We start from the raw sequence: 19631 nt of genomic DNA, 5'->3' as shown, positions 1-19631 counted from the left end.
CGCAGATGTCAGCGAGGTCAGCGGCGTCGACGGAAACGCTGCATGGCCGAGCCGGCAGAACGGGGCTGATCGTCGGCGGAGTCGACTTCGTCACCGGTGGCGAACCCGGCGTCGTCGGCCGCGCCGCTCGGTTCCGTGACGGCTGCCTGCTGCGCGGGCTGCACGTCGTCGCCCGCGCCTGTCACCGCGCCGTCGGGGACCACGACGCCGGGCGGGACCTCGCCCCCCTCTGCGGCGAACATCTGCTGCTGTGCTGCAGCGACCTGCTCGGCGAGCACCGGCGGGAGCACGAGCGGCAGCATCTCGCGTGGCGGCGCGGGCTCGGTGCCTCGACGTACCACCGACTCGGCGAGCACGGCACGGGAAAGTTGTGAAAGTTCGGAAGCGGTCTCGGTCGGTCCGCTGGCCACCAACCGAACCATCCAGCGCGGGCCGTCGACGCCGATGAAGCGGTGGCTGCCGCCGGGGACCTCTGCGACGATCTCGCGACCCCAGTGGCCGTCTTCGATGCTCGTTGCCGCGCCGTCGTTCTTCAGTGAGTCGACGAGTTCACCGACCACCTCGCGCCATAGTCCCGGCGACTTGGGTGCCGCGAAGGCCGCGACGGTGAGCCGTCCATACGGAGTGACCAGGTAAACGGCCTCCGGCTGATGATCGGCAGTCATCTCGACGGTGACCTGCCCGCCTTCGACGACTGGCACGAGCACGGCACCGAGGTCGAGGTGCGATTTCTCCAGATCCTCGGCAGGGGTGTCGAGTTCGGTGATGTCGTAGGGTCCGCGCGCCTGTCCGATGAGCAGTGGCTGGTCGGATGCGTTCGACGTCGACTCGGGGTCTCGTGCCATCACGTGGGGTTCTCCTCGTTCGCGTTGTCGCCTGCGGTATCCGATCCGCTGTTCGTGTGGACTGTGGCCGGATCGACAGGGCCCCCGCTCGTCAGTATGGCGTGTCCACCGCTCGATCCGTAGCCACCCTCGCCGCGTGCCGTCTCGTCGAGTTCATCGACCTCGGTGAAGTCGGCTAGTTCGATCCGCTGGATCAGCAACTGCGCGATGCGATCCCCGCGGACGATGCTGATCGTCTCCGACGGGTCGAGGTTGATGAGACAGACCTTGATCTCCCCGCGGTACCCGGCGTCGATGGTTCCCGGGGCGTTGACGATCGACAAGCCCGCGCGGGCCGCGAGTCCCGACCGCGGATGAATCAGCCCGACCGTTCCGAATGGCAGTGCCACGGCGATACCCGTGCCGACGAGTTGCCTGCGTCCCGGTGGTAGTTCGACATCGATGGTGGAGCACAGGTCGACTCCCGCGTCGCCGGGATGAGCGCGAGTCGGCAACGGAATACCCGGATCGAGTCGCTTCACCGGGATCGGACCGATCGCCGCAGCGCCGGGGGTGGATTCTACGGTCACGAACGCAGACTACGCTGAGCATGTGAGCTCATCCGAACCACCCGAGGAGACCGGGTCCCGGTCGTCAGGACCTGCCGATCCGGCAGCAGACCGCTACAGCGAACGCCTGCGTGTGCCCCTGTGGTGGTGGCCGGCGGCAGCCGTGGTGACAGCCGTCGCCGGATACGAGATCCAACTCTCGGCGCATCGCTCGTCGTGGAGCTTCGTCGGGTACATCGCGGTCGGTCTGCTCTGCGCATTTCTGCTGTGGTCGATGGGCCGTACCCAGATCAGGGTCGACGCCGACGGTGTCCTGCACGCGGGCAAGGCGCAGCTGCCCAATTCGGTGATCGCGCGCGGCGCGAGCATTCCGGCGTCGGCCAAGAGTGCGGCACTCGGCCGTCAGCTCGATCCGGCCGCGTTCCTCATGCATCATGCGTGGATCAAGACAATGGTGTTGTTGGTGTTGGACGATCCCGATGACCCGACGCCGTACTGGCTGGTGTCAACGAGACATCCCGAGAAGGTGCTCGCCGCACTGGACATTCCCGATGCCAGCGCGACGAGTGTGGTGAGTCCCGAGCACTCGGACCGCGAACAGAGTTAACGCGAACAGAGTTAACGCCGCGAGGCGAGTCGATGCCCGCGCCCAGTCGCGACTCACCGACGGTCGTGAGCGGCGCAGCAGTGCCGGAGACCGGCACGCTGCGCAGCGCTCAGGCGCAGTCGACGCAGATGAGCGAGCTGCCGTTCTCCCGAGCCAAACGGCTGCGGTGGTAGACGAGGAAGCAGCTGCTGCAGGTGAATTCGTCAGCCTGCTTGGGGATCACACGAACGGAGAGCTCTTCTCCGGAGAGATCAGCGCCGGGCAGTTCGAACGACTCGGCTGTGTCGGTCTCGTCGACGTCGACCGCAGACGACTGGGCTTCGCTGCGACGAGCCTTCAACTCTTCGAGCGAATCCTCATTCAGGTCTTCGGTCTCCGTACGCCGTGGCGCGTCGTAATCAGTAGCCATTGTGTGCCTTACTTGGTTGGAGTTGGAGCCGAGGAAGACTGGCTTGTGGCCGGTCGACCAATGAGCACGATGCCTGTCGGGGGTTTGGATTTCACCGACGTCACAACAACTCGTGGCGCCTGCAATTCGTTACCCCCAACCAAACAGATTTATGTGATGTGCATCACATAATCCGTAGGCTGGTCCATCCATGTCTAGGACGGGGCGCCCGAACTGTAGTGCATCGCTTGTCCGCGGTCAACATCACGGCTACGCCGATTCATTCCCGAGTGATTCATCACCCGGGTACCGGTGAGCTCCGACTCGCACACACAGCGCTTGACACATCGGCGCCCGCGAACCCTCTACAGTGAACTCGTCCTGCTCGCTGGGCTCCCGGCGCCGGCAGGCGCAGGTATGCGTGGATACGAGAAGGAGCAGGGTCAACGGTGGTCTCGAGGATTACGGTCGGCTACCCGACCGACGACAAGGGACGCCCCTACCGACGTCGGCACGCGCGGCCGGCCATCATCGTCGCGGTCATCCTGCTCGTCGTAGGTGTGATCGCATGGGCGGTCGCGCTGTCGAATTCGACCGCGGACGCGACGCCGACCAGCTGCAACGCGCCCACCCCGGCAAGTTCATCGGTCGTGGCGCCCCCTGCCGCCAACGCCCCCGCAGCGGCGTCTGCGAAAACACCGAAGCTCACCGTCGTCAGTCGTGACGACATGCTGAACGTCGCACCCGCCGCGCTGTCCACATTCCAGGTGCGCGTGCTCAACGCATCGACTCAGCGCGGTGAGGCTCAGACCGTCTCCGACGACCTGACCGCCCAGGGTTTCAATCCCGTTCCTGACGGCGCCTATGCCGACGACGCGCTGTACCCCAACCACGACCTCGACTGCGTGGCACAGATCCGATTCGGGCCCGCGGGCAAGGCTGCCGCGGCGTCGGTCTGGGTCGCGATCCCCTGCGCTGAACTCGTCGACGATGGGCGCACAGGCACTTCGGTCGACGTCGCACTCGGCGAGTACTACAAAGCACGTGAGCAGTCACAGGACACGCAGGCAGCCCTCGAAGCTCTCCGGTCGGCCGATCCGCACAACCCGAAGACCGGAGCCGATCCCGGAGTGGTACGAGCGGTTCACGCCCAACCCTGTTGACAGACAGGACAATTGGTCGCTCAGACGATGGGCTTGAGCGCACCGATCTCATCGAGCAGCGCAAAGAACTCCTCGCCGATGCCCGGCGCGACGGCAACCGTGGCGTCGCCGTCGGCTGAGCGCGAATCCGGCGGCGGGGTCCGCACGATCGCGCCCGCCTCTGCCGCCACAAGCGCACCGGCGGCCCAGTCCCAGGGACTCAATCCGTGCTCGATGTGCGCATCAACCGCACCCGAGGCCACCATGCACAGGTCGAGCGCCGCTGCGCCTATTCGACGTAGATCCCGAACCCGCGGAAGCAGCCGAGACATCAGTTCGCCCTGTGCGCGACGACGCTCGACGTCGTAACCAAATCCGGTCGCGACCAGCGCGAGGTCGACTCGCGAGATCGGATTGGCACGCAGCCTCGTGCGCACGCCGTCGCGAACCTCGTACGCGCCACCGGACAGCGTCGCCGTGTACACGACATCACGCGCGACGTCGACGACAGCACCGGCGACCGACCTGCCGTCGACTTGGGCTGCCACGGACACCGCGTATGCGGGAATGCCGTAGAGGAAGTTGACCGTCCCGTCGATGGGATCGATCACCCAGCGCACACCGGACGGGACCTCGACGGAGCCGCCCTCCTCCTCGCCGAGAACAGCGTCGTCCGGGCGCAGCCGCTTCAGCAGCGCGCGGATGAGTTCCTCGGATTCGGTATCGGCAAGCGTCACCGGATCGGTCGGCGTGGATTTCGTCGACACCGCCGACGGGACAACGTCATTGCCCGTTCCCGGCGCCGTTCCGGTTCGCCCGAACAACTCCGGACGTCGCCTCCGGACATGGCGAGCCGCATCGGTGGCCACCTCGAATGCCACCTCACCGAGCTTCTCCACGTCGACGCCTGCAATGGTCTGGGCCGTATCGGCGTTCTCGCGTGGGATGTTCACCAGACCATCATGTCAGTTGACCTTCGCGCGACCATGTCGGTGACGTTTGCTCGACCCTGCGGGCAACCGCGCCCGACCCGGTGCAGGCATACCGTCACTCGCCGGTCACGTGATCGTCACCGTGCGACACGATTTCCGACAACGTCCGCCCGTTGCACGTCACCCCTCGATAGCCTGAATATCGCACGGTCGCGGACACCGCGATCCCCCGAGAGAGGAAGCCGCCATGACCGACTCATCCACCTCTGCGAAAGATTCCGCCGGACCCCGCGCGTTCGGCGTCGATGTCGGGGGGTCGGGGATCAAGGGCGGAATCGTGGACCTCACGACCGGCAAGCTCGTCGGCGAACGCTACAAGGTGCTCACCCCCAAACCCGCGACACCCGAAGCGGTCTCGAAGGGTGTCGCCGAGGTCGTCGGCCACTTCAACTGGGATGGGCCCGTTGGCATCACGCTTCCCGGGGTCATCACCGACGGAACCATGCGCACCGCGGCGAACATCGACAAGGGGTGGATCGGCACGAATACCTACGAGCTCTTCGCCAAGGACCTCGGGGGGCGTGCTCTCTCGGTCGTCAACGACGCGGACGCGGCCGGAATGGCGGAGGACGCACACGGAGCCGGAAGCGGAGTCGACGGCGTTGTCATGCTGCTGACGTTCGGCACCGGCATCGGATCGGCGATCCTGGTCAATGGCACGCTCGTACCGAACACCGAGCTCGGTCACCTCATCGTCGGAAAGAAGGAAGCCGAGCATCAGGCGTCCTCGCGCGTGAAGGAAGAAAAGGGCTGGTCGTACAAGAAGTGGTCCAAGAAGGTCAGCACGGTCCTCGAGGAGTACGAGGCGCTCTTCTGGCCGTCGTTGTTCATCGCCGGCGGCGGCATCAGCCGTAAGGCCGACAAGTGGATTCCGTACCTGACGAACGACACCAAGGTGGTTCCGGCCGCCCTACAGAACACCGCGGGAATCGTGGGCGCCGCGATGGCCGTCGATCGGGGTCTCAAGCCCTGATCAGGCCGAGGTCTGCGCGGTCTCCCAGCGCGAGCCGTCGGCGATCGGTGGGGGCTGGCGAAGTCGACGTAACCGATCCTGCGACAACCTGTCTGACCTGGCATTTGTCACATTCGGAGTGATGTTGTCGTTACAATGGTTTCCACCGGTGACGATGCACCGAGAAACCAGCCCGATCCGCAGCGGTTTTCCGCTGTGAATCAGCGTGTCAGATTGTGTTCGGAAAGGTTGTACGTGGCAGCCACCCAGACCCGCCAGAGCGACGCCGAAGCCGAGGATTCGACGACGACGTCGGCCCCGGCTGCAGAAAAGGCGACGGCCAAGAAGACCGCCAAGAAGGCGGCCAAGAAGGCCACCGCTCGCAAGGCCCCCGCCAAGAAGGCGGCCAAGAAAGCCGCTCCGAAGAAGGCGGCCAAGAAGGCCGCGAGTCCTGCCGACGGGGCAGAAGAAGCCAACGCCGAGGAAGAACTCGACGGCGGCTCGATCGACGACATCGACGGTCCCGACGCGGAACTCGAAGAGGACGTCGAGATCGACGACGAGGATATCGACGTCGAGGATGAGGCCGAGGATTCGGCCGAGGATTCGGCCGACGATGACGACGCCGAGGAGCCGGAGACTCCGGCCAAGACGACCGCCGGAGCCACTCCCCCGGTTGCGCCGCCCGCCGACAAGTCGTCGAAGGACGCCGACGCGAAGACCGCGGGAGACTTCGTCTGGGACGAGGAAGAGTCAGAGGCTCTTCGTCAGGCCCGTAAAGACGCAGAGCTCACCGCGTCCGCCGACTCGGTTCGTGCCTACCTCAAGCAGATCGGCAAGGTCGCTCTCCTCAACGCAGAAGAGGAAGTCGAACTCGCCAAGCGCATCGAAGCGGGCCTGTACGCCACCGAGCGTCTACGCCGGATCATGGAGTCCGGCGAGAAGATCTCGACCGCACAGAAGCGCGACCTGAACTGGATCTCCCGCGACGGCAACCGCGCCAAGAATCACCTCCTCGAGGCAAACCTCCGCCTCGTCGTCTCCCTCGCCAAGCGCTACACCGGCCGCGGCATGGCTTTCCTGGACCTGATCCAGGAGGGCAACCTCGGTCTGATCCGCGCTGTCGAGAAGTTCGACTACACCAAGGGTTACAAGTTCTCGACGTATGCCACCTGGTGGATCCGTCAGGCGATCACCCGCGCGATGGCCGATCAGGCCCGCACTATCCGTATCCCGGTGCACATGGTCGAGGTCATCAACAAGCTCGGTCGCATCCAGCGTGAACTGCTCCAGGACCTCGGCCGTGAGCCGACTCCTGAAGAGCTCGCGAAGGAAATGGACATCACGCCCGAGAAGGTGCTGGAGATCCAGCAGTACGCGCGTGAGCCGATTTCGCTCGACCAGACGATCGGCGACGAGGGCGATTCACAGCTCGGCGACTTCATCGAGGACTCCGAAGCCGTGGTCGCGGTCGACGCGGTCAGCTTCACGCTGCTCCAGGACCAGCTGCAGTCGGTTCTCGAGACGCTGTCCGAGCGCGAGGCAGGCGTTGTCCGGCTCCGCTTCGGACTCACCGACGGTCAGCCGCGCACACTCGACGAGATCGGCCAGGTCTACGGCGTGACGCGTGAGCGCATCCGTCAGATCGAGTCGAAGACCATGTCGAAGCTTCGCCACCCGAGCCGCTCTCAGGTGCTTCGCGACTACCTCGACTGACCGTCGTCACGGGGTTCAGGCACTTCGCCCGTCAAACGGCGCGAATGTGCCGTCTTCGCTACGCGGATAGGGCGTGACGTCGACCACCGCACTGAGCGGTAGTGGGCCGTAGAGGTGCGGGAACAGCATCGATTCAGGATCGTCGTCGACGCCGGGCTCCCAGCGGATCTCGGCGTCGAGGCGTGCCGACTCGACGTGGAGTGCGAGCAGATCCTCCTCACCGGAGTAGAACCTGTTTGCCGGCAGGTGCACCTGTTGCGGGGTCGAGAGGTGAATGAACCCGACGTCGGCCAGCGACGGCGGCCGTAGTTCCGATTCGTGTCGGGCTGCGTCCCAGTCCGCACTCGACATCAGATGGATGAGGCGTTCGACGGCCGGCTCGTCGGTTGGTGACGTCACTGCAGCACCATAGCCACCAGAGGTCTCACCACTATCGAAATGTGAGCCAGATCGCCTCGCGCGTAACGGGGTCGTGTAGTTGTGTTGCACCTCGGGGAACCGATGTAAACGGTGAGTGACGACACACCCGGGAAACCGACGGAACAATACGGGGCCCCCAAACGTCTGACACAGTGAGGTTGACGCATCGTCCGGATGCGTTGGCTCTGAAGGGAAGGCGACCACACCGGCGCCGGACCGGGACGGAGGAAAATGTCTGACATCGCCACCACAACCCCGATCTCCATACCGCTCACCGCTGCCGATCGCTGTGATCGCTGCGGCGCAGCCGCAAAGGTTCGTGCCGTCCTGCCCAAGGGCGGCGAGCTTCTCTTCTGCCGCCACCACTTCAACGAGCACGAAGCCCGACTCGTCGAGCTCAGTGCCACCGTCGAAGAGTCTGCGGGAGAGCTGGTCTAGAGACCGATACACGTAGCGAACACCCCGACCACTCGGATGTGGCCGGGGTGTTCTGCTATTCAGGTTTCGCTGCCCACGTCACCGCCACGCGCGGAGCGCCTTAATGCGTTCGCGGAGCTGGTCGGCCGTCGCCATGGCCGTCGGCGGGCCGCCGAGTTTGCTGCGTAGTTCGTTGTGCACCATGCCGTGCGGCTTACCGGTGCGATGGTGGTGCATCGCGACCAGCCCGTTGAGTTCCTTGCGCAGCGCGTGGAGGTTCTCCCCCGTCGCGGGCTGCGTCGGCACCTTATCTGCCGCAGGCACGATCTGCGTGACCGTCGAGCGCTGTGCCACCTGGTCGGCCTGCTTCTTCCGGAGCAGAGCGCGCACCTGGTCGGCGTCGAGCAGCCCGGGAAGGCCCAGGTAGTCCGATTCCTCGTCGCTGCCTGCGAACGTCGCCGTTCCGAACGACGAGCCGTCGAAGATCACCTGGTCGAGCTCGGCGTCGGCATGCAGCGATTGGAAGCTCTTCTCGTCCTCGCCCGGCTCGTCCTTCTGCTTGTTGGCATCGATCAGCAGGGCGTCGTCGAGACCGTCGCTGTCGCGATGCGGTTTGCCGAGCACGTGGTCGCGCTCGGCTTCCATCTGGCTCGCCAGATTCAACAGCACGGGCACGGAGGGCAGGAACACGCTCGCGGTCTCGCCCGGGCGTCTCGAACGCACGAAGCGCCCGATCGCCTGCGCAAAAAACAGCGGGGTCGACGCACTCGTCGCATACACACCGACCGCGAGACGCGGCACGTCGACGCCCTCGGACACCATGCGGACCGCGACCATCCACTCATCGTCGGATTCGGCGAACTGCGAAATGCGCGACGTCGACTTGGGGTCGTCGGAGAGGACGAGGACTGGTTTGCGGCCGGTGATCGACTCGAGCAGTTCGGCGTAGTCGCGGGCGACGGTCTGATCGGTGGCGATGACGAGTCCTCCGGCGTCCGGAACGCCCGCCGCACGCAATTGGCCCAACCTCGTGTGGGCGGCCTGGAGGACTGACGGAATCCAGTCACCGTGCGCGTCGAGTGCGGTTCGCCAGGCTCGTGCGGTCTGCTCGGCGGACAGCGGCTCACCGAGTCGGGCGGTGTACTCCTCGCCCGCCGACGTGCGCCAACTCGCCTGCCCGGAGTACGCAAGGAACACGACCGGGCGCACGACGCCGTCGGCGAGTGCGTCCGCGTAGCCGTAGGTGTGGTCGGCACGCGATCGGAGCACTCCTGCCCCTTCCGGCTCGTACGTGACGAACGGGATGGGTGAGTCGTCGGAGCGGAACGGTGTTCCTGTCAGCGACAACCTCCGCACGGCGTCGGAGAACGCCTCACGGATCGCGTCGCCCCACGACTTCGCGTCGCCACCGTGATGGATCTCGTCGAGGATCACGAGTGTTCGACGATTCTCGGTGCGCACCCGGTGGCGCGACGGGTGCGCGGCCACCTGCGCATACGTCAGGGCGACGCCGTTGTAGTCCGAGCTGGTCTGACCGTCGGAGTTGCGGAAGCGGGAGTCGAGGGCGATGCCGACGCGCGCGGCAGCCTGCGCCCACTGATGCTTGAGGTGTTCGGTCGGGGTGACGACGGTGACCTGTTCGATCGTGCGATCGTCGAGCAGTTCCCGCGCGACCCGAAGTCCGAACGTCGTCTTTCCCGCACCTGGCGTCGCCACCGCGAGGAAGTCGGTCGGCCGGGTCGCGAGGTACTTCGTGAGCGCTCGACGCTGCCAGGCGCGTAGCGGCGGACCGGCGGGCGTTGCGGGCGATTGGGCAGAAGTCACGTAAACAAAGCTCCCGACGGCGCGAAGGCAAGAAACAACCCCTCGGCCAGATGGACCGTGCCGGAACACATTCACTCATCCGAGGGGACCTTCCGATCTTAGCGGCTCGCGCCGACGCGCCTTTCGCCAGACACGGCTGTCGAGGTGAGCCGGGTGATGGGCTTTGTGACACGCGGCAAGGGGTGTGTCGCACGTAACCTGCGCCGATCAGGGATGCTGGACCCATAGCCACGACACGCCGCAACCCTGTTCCGATGACCGACGACGCCGCCCCGTCGCCGGCTCTCGGAGAACGCGTGCGCAGAACACCTCGTCGGCCTGCGCCGGTGTCGATGGATCTTCCGCTGGGAGACGAACGCCAGCCGCTCGATTCTCCCGACGCCCCGAGGCGCGCTGCGCCGACACGTGAGACCGACGACACCGGATCGACGAAAGACGGCACCGCATCGACGGGAACCGACGATCCGCAGGAGCACCAGACGTCGTCGCCCGGGCCTCCTGTGCTGCCCAATCTGCATCGGGTTGTCTGGCGCACGATCAAGAAGGCCTGGGACGACGGGATCGTCGGCTGGGCCGCGCAGGCAGCATTCTGGCAAGCGTTGTCGCTACCTCCGCTGCTCCTCGGGCTCCTCGGCAGCGTCGGCTACATCGCCGGGTGGTTCGGTCCCGACACCGTCGAGGTGATCTCGTCGCGGATCATCAGCTTCGCTGAGCGCACCTTCTCGACGAACGTCGTGAACGATCTCATCACCCCCACCGTCGACAACGTCCTCGGCCGCGGGCGGGTCGGCGTCATCTCGGTGGGCTTCATCCTGTCGCTGTGGGCCGGTTCGTCGGCGGTGTCGTGTTTCGTCGCGTCGATCGTTCGGGCGCACGACCAGCACGAGGTGCGCAACCCGGTTTGGCAGCGGATCTTCGCGCTCCTGCTGTACGTGTGCTTCCTCGTCGTGTCGGTCTTCCTGCTACCGCTGGTCGCACTCGGCCCGAACTACTTGCACGAGATCGTTCCCGACTCCTGGGACCGAGGAGTGAGCGCGCTGATCGACTTCGGATACTTCCCGTTCGTCGCGCTGCTGCTACTCGGGGTCCTCACGACGCTCTACCACCTGGCTCTGCCCAATCCGTTGCCCTGGCACAGGCTCGTCGGAGGCGCGGTGGTCGCCGGGGTCTTCTTCTGGATCGCCAGCTATGTTCTGCGCATCTACCTCGCCGCGATCACACGCGCCGGATACACCTACGGCGCACTGGCGACGCCGATCGCCTTCTTGCTCTTCACGTTCTTCCTCGGCTTCGCGATCGTGATCGGCGCCGAGTTCAACGCAGCGGTCCAATCACTCTGGCCCGCCAAACCGCCCGCCACCGCGCACGTCCGACACTGGGTACACGAACAGACCTCCGACTTCACCGGCCACATCAAGGCGCTTCCCGAGCGGCTGGCCACCGGACCGATCCGCAAGGGTCCTCAGCAGCCCCCAGACCGCGAATCGGGACCTCAACGGCAACCGCCGCCCGGCGAGAGTCGCTAGCGGGCGGCGGTGGCTGAGGCGGGGAGAGTCACTCCTTGCGCATCCGACTGTAGATCTTCTTGCACTTGGGGCAGACGGGCGAACCCGGCTTGGCCGAGCGCGTCACCGGGAATGTCTCGCCGCACAAGGCAACCACGTGATTGCCCATGACAGCGCTCTCGGCGATCTTGTCCTTTTTAACGTAATGGAAGAACTTGGGTCTGTCGTCGTCTCCCCGATCGGTCGCATCGGCGTCGGGCCGCTCATCGGTCTTGGTGTCCGACCATTCGTCGAGGTCGGGCCGCTCGATAGTTTCGGTAGCCATGCACTCTATTGTGCTCCTCACGGGCCGATTCCGACACGGTGACCCGCCACGCGCGACGACCCGGGCCACCATCGCGGCCCTGACACGCCCGAGCGCGTCACACCACGGTTGCCCCATCGGTGCAATCAGGAACTGAAAGTGGAACAGTGGAGACATGGGATTCGACGGAACGAAGCGCAGTCATGGTTGGCGCTGAGGGGCCACGCCGCGATCACGTGTCGCCCGAGGCCTTCCTCATCACCGACGCGCAGGAGTCCCTCGACGAGCAGCACCGGACACGCGTACGGAAATATCTGACGCTCATGTCGTTTCGTGTTCCCGCGCTGATCATCGCGGGCATCGTCTACAGCATGACGGGATCGGGCTGGTGGGCGCTCGGCATCGTCGCACTGTCGATCCCACTCCCCTGGGTCGCCGTACTGATCGCCAACGATCGGCCGCCTCGCAAGCGCGGAGAGGTTGCCCAGTACAAATACGGTCCCGACCACCACGTCGTCGGTCCGCAGGCCCTCGGCGGCGAGTCGAATGTCATCGACTCCACGGTCGCCGACGACCGACATCCCCATTGACGCTTCCGGATCGATCTACCGCGTCCGTAACAGACCGACCGCGCGTAGATCTCAGCCGATTCTCAGTCGGTTCGACATCCCTTAATGAGTGTTTATGCAGGTCAGGAGCCAGTAGCCCGAATCAGCCTCCGGGGAACTTTCGAGGAGTGCATGTCGTTGCACCCTATGAACGCACTCGATTAGGAGGCCAGATGTCACGCTCCACCGTCACACGCTCCACATCCACCGTCGCTTCTGGCGACACCACCCCCTCGCGTCCGGCGATGACGGAACAGGATCTCGACGCACAGTCACCTGCGGCGGATCTGGTCCGTGTCTACCTCAACGGCATCGGCCGCACAGCCCTGCTCAACGCAGAGCAGGAGGTCGAGCTCGCCAAGCAGATCGAAGCAGGTCTCTACGCCAAGCACGTTCTGGCGACCCGCAAGCGGCTGTCCGCGGCAAAGAAGCGTGATCTCACGATCGTCATTCGCGAAGGCGAGGCAGCACGCTCCCACCTCCTCGAGGCCAACCTGCGCCTCGTCGTCTCGCTGGCAAAGCGCTACACGGGCCGCGGAATGCCGCTTCTCGACCTCATCCAGGAGGGCAACCTCGGTCTGATCCGCGCGATGGAGAAGTTCGACTACGCGAAGGGCTTCAAGTTCTCGACTTACGCGACCTGGTGGATTCGCCAGGCCATCACCCGAGGCATGGCTGACCAGAGCCGCACCATTCGTCTGCCTGTCCACTTGGTCGAGCAGGTCAACAAGTTGGCGCGCATCAAGCGTGAGCTGCATCAGCAGCTCGGACGCGAGGCCACCGACGACGAGCTCGCCAACGAATCGGGCATCCCGGCGGAGAAGATCGCAGATCTGCTCGACCACAGCCGCGATCCGGTGAGCCTCGACATGCCGGTCGGCAGCGACGAAGAGGCACCACTGGGCGACTTCATCGAAGACGCCGAGGCGACCTCCGCGGAGAGCGCCGTCATCGCCGGACTCATGCACACCGACGTCCGCGCGGTGCTCGCAACGCTCGACGAGCGTGAGCAGCAGGTGATCCGTATGCGTTACGGCCTCGACGACGGACAGCCACGCACACTCGACCAGATCGGCCGCATGTTCGGGCTCTCGCGCGAACGCGTCCGTCAGATCGAGCGTGAGGTGATGGGCAAGCTCCGTCAGGGCGAGCGCGCCGAGCGCCTGCGCGCCTACGCGAGCTGACCCGCTCCCGCCAACTCAATCAGCTCAATCGTCTCGGTCCGGTGTCCGCCTTGGTGGGCACCGGGCCGATTCGTATGCGGGCGTTGAGGATTGCGGCGCCCTCCGGCGAACACAGCACGGGATCGACGACGATCTCGCGGATCTCCGGGATGTCGTCTGCCATCGTCGAGATGCGGATCAGTAGGTCGACCAACGCTCCTCTGTTGACCGGGGCCTCTCCCCGATACCCGTAGAGCAGTGGGGCCGATCGTGGCTCGTCGATGAGTTCGTCGGCATCGAGCGCATTGATCGGGATCGCGCGGTACCCGTCGTCGCCGAGTAGCTCGAACGTCCTGCCCGACAATCCGAAGGAAATCAACGGCCCGAACGACGGGTCGTCGCGCATGCGCACCATGGTGCCGACACCCTTGGGTGCCATCTTCTGCACGTGGAGCACGTCGTCGCCGGTCAGCTCCGAGATCTCGGCGAAGGCGGTCACCACGGCGGTGGCGTCAGGCAGATCCAGACGTGCGCCCTCACGGTCGAGTCGGCCGCGCCATGCCGGTGATGTTGCTTTCACTGCGACAGGGAATCCCAGGTCACGCGCTGCGGCCGACGCCTCGTGCATCGTCGAGACCTCGCGGAAGGGCACCACCTCGACTCCGTACCACTCGAGCAGGCGGGCGGAGTCGACGTCGTCGAGCACCGTCACCGGATCGGCGCCGCCGACCGTGGAGCCGTCCGAATCGACACCAGAATCGACACCAGAATCGACGCCCGGATCGTCGTCGGGAAGTCCCCACATGGCTTCGCGCACCCATGTCCTCGCAGCCTCGGGGTCGATCCCGTCGGGTCTCTCGACGGGGACCTCCGGTCGTGCACACCACCGCGCGTACTGCCATGCCCGTGCCAGCGCGGCCGCGGCACGTTCGGGGGACGAATACGACGGAATCGAGCCGCGCGCCGGCAGCCCCGACGGTCCGGGCCTCATCAGGCCGGGCGGGATGCCCTCGACGGCGAGGAAGGTGGTCACGATCGGTTTGTCGGCGTCGGCGTCCGGTGTGTTCGCGCCCGCGATCAGGGCGCGTGCGTGCCAGTCGAGGTCGACGGCGACCGGTGGCACGAAGACGACGATCACGCTGTCGACACCCGGATCGGCCATGGCCTGCGCGACGGAGGCCTCGAACTCGTCCTCCGAGGCTCCTGCGCCGAGGTCGATGGTCGACTCGACTTCGAGACCGCCTGACCGCGCGGTGTCGGCGGCAAGACTGCCGAGCACCGAGGAGTTGCCGATGATGCGGGTCCGCGGACCGCGAGGCAGCGGTTGATACGCGAAAAGTGATGCGCAGTCGAACAATTCGGGAATGGTGTCGACCTGGATGACGCCCGCTTGCTCGAGCATCATCTGGGCGATGCGATCGTCGAGGCTCGCCGCAGCCGTCCGTGCGGCACGCACCGGGCTCATCGCACCCTTGCCCGATTTGACCGCGACGATCGGCTTGGACCGCGACACTCTGCGAGCGATGCGCGAGAACTTGCGCGGATTACCGAAACTCTCGAGATACAGCAGCACGACGTCGGTAGCGGCGTCGGAATCCCAGTACTGCAGCAGGTCGTTGCCTGAGACGTCGGCACGGTTGCCCGCCGAGACAAAGGTCGACAACCCGATCTGGCGATGTGCGGCCGTGTCGAGGATCGCGATGCCGAGCGCACCGGACTGACAGAAGAATCCGACACGTCCCAGTGGCGGGATACGCGGCGCGAGAGTGGCATTCAGCGCAATCGACGGGTCGTTGTTCGCGACGCCGAGAGCATTCGGCCCGACCAGGCGCATGCCGTGCTCACGGACCTGCTGGACGAGGCGATGTTCGCTCTCCAGGCCCGCCTCACCGCTTTCGCCGAATCCCGACGACACGATCACGAGCGCGCGCACGCCCTTGACCATGCAGTCGTCGAGCACCTCGTCGACGCTCGCCGCGGGCACCGCGACCACCGCGAGATCGACCGGATCGGGAATGTCGCGCACCGTCGGGTACGCGCGGATTCCCCTGACCGACGGCGGCCGCACGCGGGGCGCCCGCGCCGGGCCGCGATGGCGTCGCTGTGGTTGGCGCGTCGCCCCGGCACGCGCCGCGTCGTGAGCCGATCCGCCCTGCTCATCGTCGGGTTCACCGTCACGGTCGGGACCATTGACCGGGAACACAGGGCCGGTGAATCCGGCCGCAATGATGTTGGCCAGCAGCGCGTTTCCCACCTTCTTGGGATCGGTCGACGCCCCGATCACGGCAACAGACGCCGGTCGCAACAGGTTGGCGACGCTGCGCGCCTCGGAGGCGCGCTCACGGTCGTTGCGCACCGAGAGCATCGCCTCGGTGGGATCGATCGTGAACTCGACGTGCACCGTCGAGCCGTCGAATGCGCGCGAGATCTGGTAGCCGGCGTCGCGGAAGACGGCGACCATGTTGGGATTCTCGCTGAGCACCTCGGCCTCGAAGCGGGTGAATCCGTTCTCGGCAGCGGCACCGGCGAGATGTTCGAGCAGAATCGGCCCGAGGCCGCGGCCCTGGTGTTCGTCGGCGACGACGAAGGCGACCTCGGCAGATTCGGGCTTGCCGTCGGCGGCGAGTCCCTCGTAGATGCCGATCGCGATGATCTCCCCACCGAGCACTGCGACGATCGCAACCCGGTTGCGGTGGTCGACCGTTGTCATGCGTGCGACCTCGCGCGGCGGAAGCGTCGGCGTCGGACCGAAGTAGCGCATGTACCTGGTGCGTTCGGACAAACCCGAGTGGAATCGGACGACGCGGTCGGCGTCGTCGGGAACGATCGGACGCAGATGCACCACGCCACCGTCGGACGCGAGGACATCGGCGATCCAGTGTCGGGGGTAATCCCACGGACCGCGCGGGCGCTCACCCTCTCCGTGATCGTCCCGGGGAGCGGTCTGCACGGCTGAATCCGTCGCTGGGGTACCAGCGGCTGGGGAATCAGTGGCCGGGGTACCAGCGGCTGAGGTGTCAGTCGCGGGGGAATCAGTCACGGGGGTCCTCCGGGTCGAGTCCGTGTAGCGGATACACGGCACGGCGAGTGGCCATGATGGCGCGATCGGTTTGTCGTTGGGCGCTCTCGTCGATGCCGGGCGGTGGTTCCTGCCCCGTGTCGCCATCCCATTCGACGAAGTCGACGTCGCCATCGTCGCCCATCACATGCACGGGCGCCTGCGAGTACTCCGAATGCACCTGCGTTGCGATCTGTTCGGCTGTGGCGCACCACGATTCGTTGATCGGGGTCGTGACGTCAACGTCACGATCAAGGACGACCCCGAGCAGGTGCGACCAACTACGCGGGACGACGTTCACCACGCCGTAGCCGCCTCCGCCGACCGCGATCCACCTACCGTCGCAATGCTTCTCGGCCAGGTCGCGCATCGCGATCATCGCGGCGCGCTGCCCGTCGACGGTCAGCGACAGGTCGGTCAACGGATCGGCGCGATGGCTGTCGGCGCCGCACTGGCTGATGATGATCTGCGGCTTGAACTCGGCGATCAGCGACGGAACGACGGCATGGAAGGCGCGCAGCCACAACCGGTCCTGCGTGTCGGGCATCAGGGCGATGTTGACCGCGGAACCCTCCGCGCCGTCGTCGCCGACCTCGGTCGGCCAGCCCGTTCCCGGCCACAACGTCGCCGGATGCTGGTGCAGCGACACTGTCATCACGCGCGGGTCGGACGCGAACGCCACCTGCACGCCGTCACCGTGGTGCGCGTCGATGTCGATGTAGGCGATGCGGTCGAAGCCGTTCTCGAGTAGCCAGTGAATGGCCACCGCGCAGTCGTTGTAGATGCAGAATCCGGCAGCCCGCGACCGCATCGCGTGGTGCATCCCGCCACCGATATTGACTGCTCGACGCACCGCCCCGGAACCGACCGCCTGCGCCGCCGCCAGCGTTCCGCCGACCAACAGCCGTGCCGCCTCGTGCATTCCGTCGAACACGGGATTGTCGGAGTCGCCGAGACCGAACAGACGCTCGAGAAGCGGGCCCGACAACGACGCCGTCCCCGATCCGACAGCACGCACCGCGTCGATGTAGTCCTGACTGTGGACGACGGTCAGCGCATCATCGCCGATCGCAAGTGGTTCGGCGACGTCGACATCGTCGAGCACTCCGAGGCTCTGCGCGAGCGTCATCGTCAGCGCCAAGCGCACGGGATTCATCGGGTGGGTGTGTGCCCAGCGATACGAGAGGAACTCCTCGCTCCAGATCACTGCCGCGCTCATTGATGTCTCCACGCACTACGCACACGACCAAGGCTAGTGCCTCGCCGCGCGGGCCGGACGCGTTCGGCATGTGACGAGGCAGTCTCGAACGCAGGTCAAGGTACTCTTGTAAAGACGGAAGGGACTGGCTCAAGTGAACGATCTGGTTGATACCACCGAGATGTACCTCCGGACGATCTACGACCTCGAAGAAGAGGGAATCGTCCCACTGCGCGCACGCATCGCCGAACGACTCGAGCAGAGCGGACCGACTGTGTCTCAGACAGTCGCGCGTATGGAACGCGACGGACTGTTGCGCGTCGCAGGCGACCGGCACCTCGAGCTGACCGACAAGGGTCGCGCCCTCGCGGTCGCCGTGATGCGCAAGCATCGTCTCGCCGAGCGGCTGCTCGTAGACGTGATCGGCATGCCCTGGGACGAGGTCCACGAGGAAGCGTGCCGCTGGGAGCATGTCATGAGCGAGAACGTCGAGCGCCGTCTCCTCGCCGTGCTCGACAACCCGACGACCTCGCCATATGGCAACCCGATTCCCGGCCTGGAAGAGCTCGGCGTCGAGACGACGACGTCCACTGGTGAGGCCGCGCGCCTGTCCGACCTCCCGCAGGGTGAGGCGGTTGCGGTGATCGTGCGTCGACTCTCCGAGCACGCGCAGTCGGATACAGAGCTGATCGCGGCGCTGCGCGAGGCGGGCGTGGTCCCGAACGCACGCGTGACAGTGACCTGCACGCCGCAGAAGGTGGAGATCAGCACGCCAGGGCACGCCGGACTGACACTGTCTCCGGAGATGGCCCACTCACTGTTCGTCGAAAAGGTCTGAGCGACAACACAATTCGGAGCAACACGTCAACCCGCATCGCGCAGGGTTGCGTGCGGCAAGACAAGGCCGAGCTCCGCTGCCGCGTCGTACGAATCACCGATGAGGTGCCACAGGTTGTCCGGACGTAATCCGTTGCGCAGCGAGTGGTCGAGGAGTTGTGCGAGCTTCCAGTTGCGGTCGGCGTCGCGCGCGACGTCGAGCGCCACACCTGCGAAACTCCCCTCACCTGCGATGTAGTGCAGATGCGCGAGGAGTGTTGCAGCGCTGGCTCGTCCGGTACCGGTCAACCGTCGGGTCAGTTCACGCCACAACATCTCGGCACCTGAGCGAAGATCTGTGACCGCGAATGCCAGGGCCGCATCGCGAACCCGAACGTCGCAGATCGCGCGTTCGAGTTCGGCAACCCGCTCGCACGAGTAGTAGTCGGACTCCATCACGACCGCCTCGTAGATCGCTACCAGGAGTTCCTGTGGTGGTTCGTCATCGAAGCGGCCGTCGTCGGCGATGGTGCTGCAGGAGCCGTCGTCGCAATGAGGCGTCGGAGCGAGCATCGCTGCGATCTCCGCGCGGTTCGCCATGAGGAAGCGCCCTGAATGCACGGCACCGGACACCGCGGTCGGCGAGATCCGAGGGTCGGTGAGCACCCCGCAGTGCCTCAACGACTGCGCCGACAGCGCAGCGCCGTGCTCCCAGATCTGCGTCCACGGCTCCCCCTCGGCGAAGCGACTGCACACGTAGCCGCGACCAATGCCTCCGCACAGTCGCATCCGCCGATCGACTTTCGACAGAATCTGCTCATACGTGCGGGTATCAAGTTCGAAGCGGTCATCACCGATGACCGCGATGAGGTCGGCGCTGCCGTAGCCCTGAAATATTCGCGCCAGATTGTCGATCTCGTTGAGCATCGGTCGCGCCGGTGAGCCGTCGGGGGCAAGGTCGAGATCGAGCCGTACGGACGCCTGGACCGTGCGTCCGTCCGGCGCGAGTGCCAGGAGCACGAGCGAGCGCTCGGGAATGAACCCGAAGAAGCCAGGGATAGCGGTGAGCAGCGCGGAGACGGTCCGGATCGGCCCGTTCGACGAATCGTTTCGAAGTGACATGTCGAA

19 protein-coding genes are annotated in these 19631 nt (G+C 65.7%); 9 read left to right on the top strand and 10 right to left on the bottom strand.

All coding sequences use genetic code 11. The annotated features are described in order from the left end of the window. Positions 1-17: 17 nt before the first annotated feature. Positions 18-845, bottom strand: a complete 828-nt coding sequence (locus ABW18_RS01265) for a DUF3710 domain-containing protein (RefSeq protein WP_049697193.1) — start codon at positions 843-845, stop codon at positions 18-20. Next, positions 845-1414 (bottom strand): dUTP diphosphatase, encoded by a 570-nt coding sequence (gene dut / locus ABW18_RS01260; RefSeq protein WP_049697192.1) that lies wholly within the window; start codon positions 1412-1414, stop codon positions 845-847. The genes ABW18_RS01265 and dut overlap by 1 nt, the downstream gene beginning before the upstream one ends. Before the next feature lie 22 nt (positions 1415-1436). Here dut and ABW18_RS01255 point away from each other — a divergent pair, with 22 nt between their 5' ends. After that, positions 1437-2000 (top strand): DUF3093 domain-containing protein, encoded by a 564-nt coding sequence (locus ABW18_RS01255; RefSeq protein WP_049697488.1) that lies wholly within the window; start codon positions 1437-1439, stop codon positions 1998-2000. 109 nt (positions 2001-2109) lie between these two features. Here the strand turns inward: ABW18_RS01255 and ABW18_RS01250 are convergent, their stop codons facing one another. After that, entirely contained in the window at positions 2110-2409 is a 300-nt protein-coding gene (locus tag ABW18_RS01250; protein WP_005173015.1) for a DUF4193 domain-containing protein, read from the bottom strand. Positions 2410-2837: 428 nt separating this feature from the next. Between ABW18_RS01250 and cei the strand changes: the two genes are divergently transcribed. After that, positions 2838-3551, top strand: coding sequence for an envelope integrity protein Cei (gene cei / locus ABW18_RS01245; RefSeq protein ID WP_049697191.1), 714 nt, complete (start codon positions 2838-2840; stop codon positions 3549-3551). 20 nt (positions 3552-3571) lie between these two features. On the opposite strand, the gene ABW18_RS01240 is transcribed toward cei, so the two are convergent. Then, positions 3572-4483 carry an inositol monophosphatase family protein gene (locus ABW18_RS01240; protein ID WP_049697190.1) on the bottom strand — a complete coding sequence of 304 codons (912 nt, stop codon included), beginning with the start codon at positions 4481-4483 and terminating at the stop codon, positions 3572-3574. Between the two features lie 226 nt (positions 4484-4709). Here ABW18_RS01240 and ppgK point away from each other — a divergent pair, with 226 nt between their 5' ends. Beyond that, the gene (ppgK, locus tag ABW18_RS01235; protein WP_049697189.1) at positions 4710-5495 is read left to right on the top strand and encodes a polyphosphate--glucose phosphotransferase; all 786 of its coding nucleotides are present in this window, start codon (positions 4710-4712) and stop codon (positions 5493-5495) included. Positions 5496-5729: 234 nt separating this feature from the next. Beyond that, positions 5730-7190 carry an RNA polymerase sigma factor gene (locus tag ABW18_RS01230; protein ID WP_049697188.1) on the top strand — a complete coding sequence of 487 codons (1461 nt, stop codon included), beginning with the start codon at positions 5730-5732 and terminating at the stop codon, positions 7188-7190. A 15-nt stretch (positions 7191-7205) separates the two neighbouring features. Here the strand turns inward: ABW18_RS01230 and ABW18_RS01225 are convergent, their stop codons facing one another. Further along, on the bottom strand, positions 7206-7541 hold the full coding sequence (locus ABW18_RS01225) for a DUF952 domain-containing protein (protein ID WP_053117349.1): 336 nt from the start codon (positions 7539-7541) through the stop codon (positions 7206-7208). A gap of 300 nt (positions 7542-7841) precedes the next feature. Between ABW18_RS01225 and ABW18_RS01220 the strand changes: the two genes are divergently transcribed. Continuing rightward, positions 7842-8048, top strand: a complete 207-nt coding sequence (locus tag ABW18_RS01220; protein ID WP_005173003.1) for a DUF7455 domain-containing protein — start codon at positions 7842-7844, stop codon at positions 8046-8048. Positions 8049-8126: 78 nt separating this feature from the next. Here ABW18_RS01220 and ABW18_RS01215 read toward each other — a convergent pair whose 3' ends face one another. Further along, positions 8127-9851 carry a DEAD/DEAH box helicase gene (locus tag ABW18_RS01215; RefSeq protein WP_049697186.1) on the bottom strand — a complete coding sequence of 575 codons (1725 nt, stop codon included), beginning with the start codon at positions 9849-9851 and terminating at the stop codon, positions 8127-8129. Between the two features lie 332 nt (positions 9852-10183). On the opposite strand from ABW18_RS01215, the gene ABW18_RS01210 reads away from it, so the two are divergent. Then, positions 10184-11377, top strand: coding sequence for a YihY/virulence factor BrkB family protein (locus tag ABW18_RS01210; protein WP_049697487.1), 1194 nt, complete (start codon positions 10184-10186; stop codon positions 11375-11377). A gap of 28 nt (positions 11378-11405) precedes the next feature. Here ABW18_RS01210 and ABW18_RS01205 read toward each other — a convergent pair whose 3' ends face one another. Beyond that, positions 11406-11681, bottom strand: a complete 276-nt coding sequence (locus ABW18_RS01205; RefSeq protein WP_049697486.1) for a DUF3039 domain-containing protein — start codon at positions 11679-11681, stop codon at positions 11406-11408. Positions 11682-11863: 182 nt separating this feature from the next. Here ABW18_RS01205 and ABW18_RS01200 point away from each other — a divergent pair, with 182 nt between their 5' ends. Together ABW18_RS01200 and ABW18_RS01195 are read left to right on the top strand one after the other, a co-directional pair. Beyond that, positions 11864-12250 carry a DUF3099 domain-containing protein gene (locus ABW18_RS01200; protein ID WP_049697185.1) on the top strand — a complete coding sequence of 129 codons (387 nt, stop codon included), beginning with the start codon at positions 11864-11866 and terminating at the stop codon, positions 12248-12250. A 191-nt stretch (positions 12251-12441) separates the two neighbouring features. After that, positions 12442-13452, top strand: a complete 1011-nt coding sequence (locus ABW18_RS01195; RefSeq protein WP_049697184.1) for a sigma-70 family RNA polymerase sigma factor — start codon at positions 12442-12444, stop codon at positions 13450-13452. Positions 13453-13471: 19 nt separating this feature from the next. Here the strand turns inward: ABW18_RS01195 and ABW18_RS01190 are convergent, their stop codons facing one another. Together ABW18_RS01190 and ABW18_RS01185 are read right to left on the bottom strand one after the other, a co-directional pair. After that, entirely contained in the window at positions 13472-16381 is a 2910-nt protein-coding gene (locus ABW18_RS01190; RefSeq protein WP_049697183.1) for a bifunctional acetate--CoA ligase family protein/GNAT family N-acetyltransferase, read from the bottom strand. Between the two features lie 82 nt (positions 16382-16463). Further along, on the bottom strand, positions 16464-17708 hold the full coding sequence (locus tag ABW18_RS01185) for an acetoin utilization protein AcuC (protein ID WP_049697182.1): 1245 nt from the start codon (positions 17706-17708) through the stop codon (positions 16464-16466). Positions 17709-17841: 133 nt separating this feature from the next. Here ABW18_RS01185 and ABW18_RS01180 point away from each other — a divergent pair, with 133 nt between their 5' ends. Next, positions 17842-18525, top strand: a complete 684-nt coding sequence (locus ABW18_RS01180; RefSeq protein ID WP_049697181.1) for an iron-dependent transcriptional repressor DtxR — start codon at positions 17842-17844, stop codon at positions 18523-18525. Between the two features lie 26 nt (positions 18526-18551). Here the strand turns inward: ABW18_RS01180 and ABW18_RS01175 are convergent, their stop codons facing one another. Further along, complete coding sequence (locus ABW18_RS01175; RefSeq protein ID WP_235434257.1) at positions 18552-19625, bottom strand: DUF4192 domain-containing protein; 1074 nt, start codon at positions 19623-19625, stop codon at positions 18552-18554. Between the last annotated feature and the right edge of the window lie 6 nt (positions 19626-19631).

It is taken from the genome of Gordonia jacobaea (genome assembly GCF_001186365.1).
Lineage (GTDB): Bacteria > Actinomycetota > Actinomycetes > Mycobacteriales > Mycobacteriaceae > Gordonia > Gordonia jacobaea.
This window is presented reverse-complemented; position numbering and strand designations above follow the sequence as displayed.

Coding starts and splice junctions, on each gene's coding strand:
- ABW18_RS01265 (WP_049697193.1), bottom strand. CDS start 845: ATGGCACGAGACCCCGAGTCGACGTCGAACGCATCCGACCAGCCACTG.
- ABW18_RS01250 (WP_005173015.1), bottom strand. CDS start 2,409: ATGGCTACTGATTACGACGCGCCACGGCGTACGGAGACCGAAGACCTG.
- ppgK (WP_049697189.1), top strand. CDS start 4,710: ATGACCGACTCATCCACCTCTGCGAAAGATTCCGCCGGACCCCGCGCG.
- ABW18_RS01225 (WP_053117349.1), bottom strand. CDS start 7,541: ATGTCGAGTGCGGACTGGGACGCAGCCCGACACGAATCGGAACTACGG.
- ABW18_RS01220 (WP_005173003.1), top strand. CDS start 7,842: ATGTCTGACATCGCCACCACAACCCCGATCTCCATACCGCTCACCGCT.
- ABW18_RS01210 (WP_049697487.1), top strand. CDS start 10,184: ATGGATCTTCCGCTGGGAGACGAACGCCAGCCGCTCGATTCTCCCGAC.
- ABW18_RS01205 (WP_049697486.1), bottom strand. CDS start 11,681: ATGGCTACCGAAACTATCGAGCGGCCCGACCTCGACGAATGGTCGGAC.
- ABW18_RS01200 (WP_049697185.1), top strand. CDS start 11,864: ATGGTTGGCGCTGAGGGGCCACGCCGCGATCACGTGTCGCCCGAGGCC.
- ABW18_RS01195 (WP_049697184.1), top strand. CDS start 12,442: ATGTCACGCTCCACCGTCACACGCTCCACATCCACCGTCGCTTCTGGC.
- ABW18_RS01185 (WP_049697182.1), bottom strand. CDS start 17,708: ATGAGCGCGGCAGTGATCTGGAGCGAGGAGTTCCTCTCGTATCGCTGG.
- ABW18_RS01175 (WP_235434257.1), bottom strand. CDS start 19,625: ATGTCACTTCGAAACGATTCGTCGAACGGGCCGATCCGGACCGTCTCC.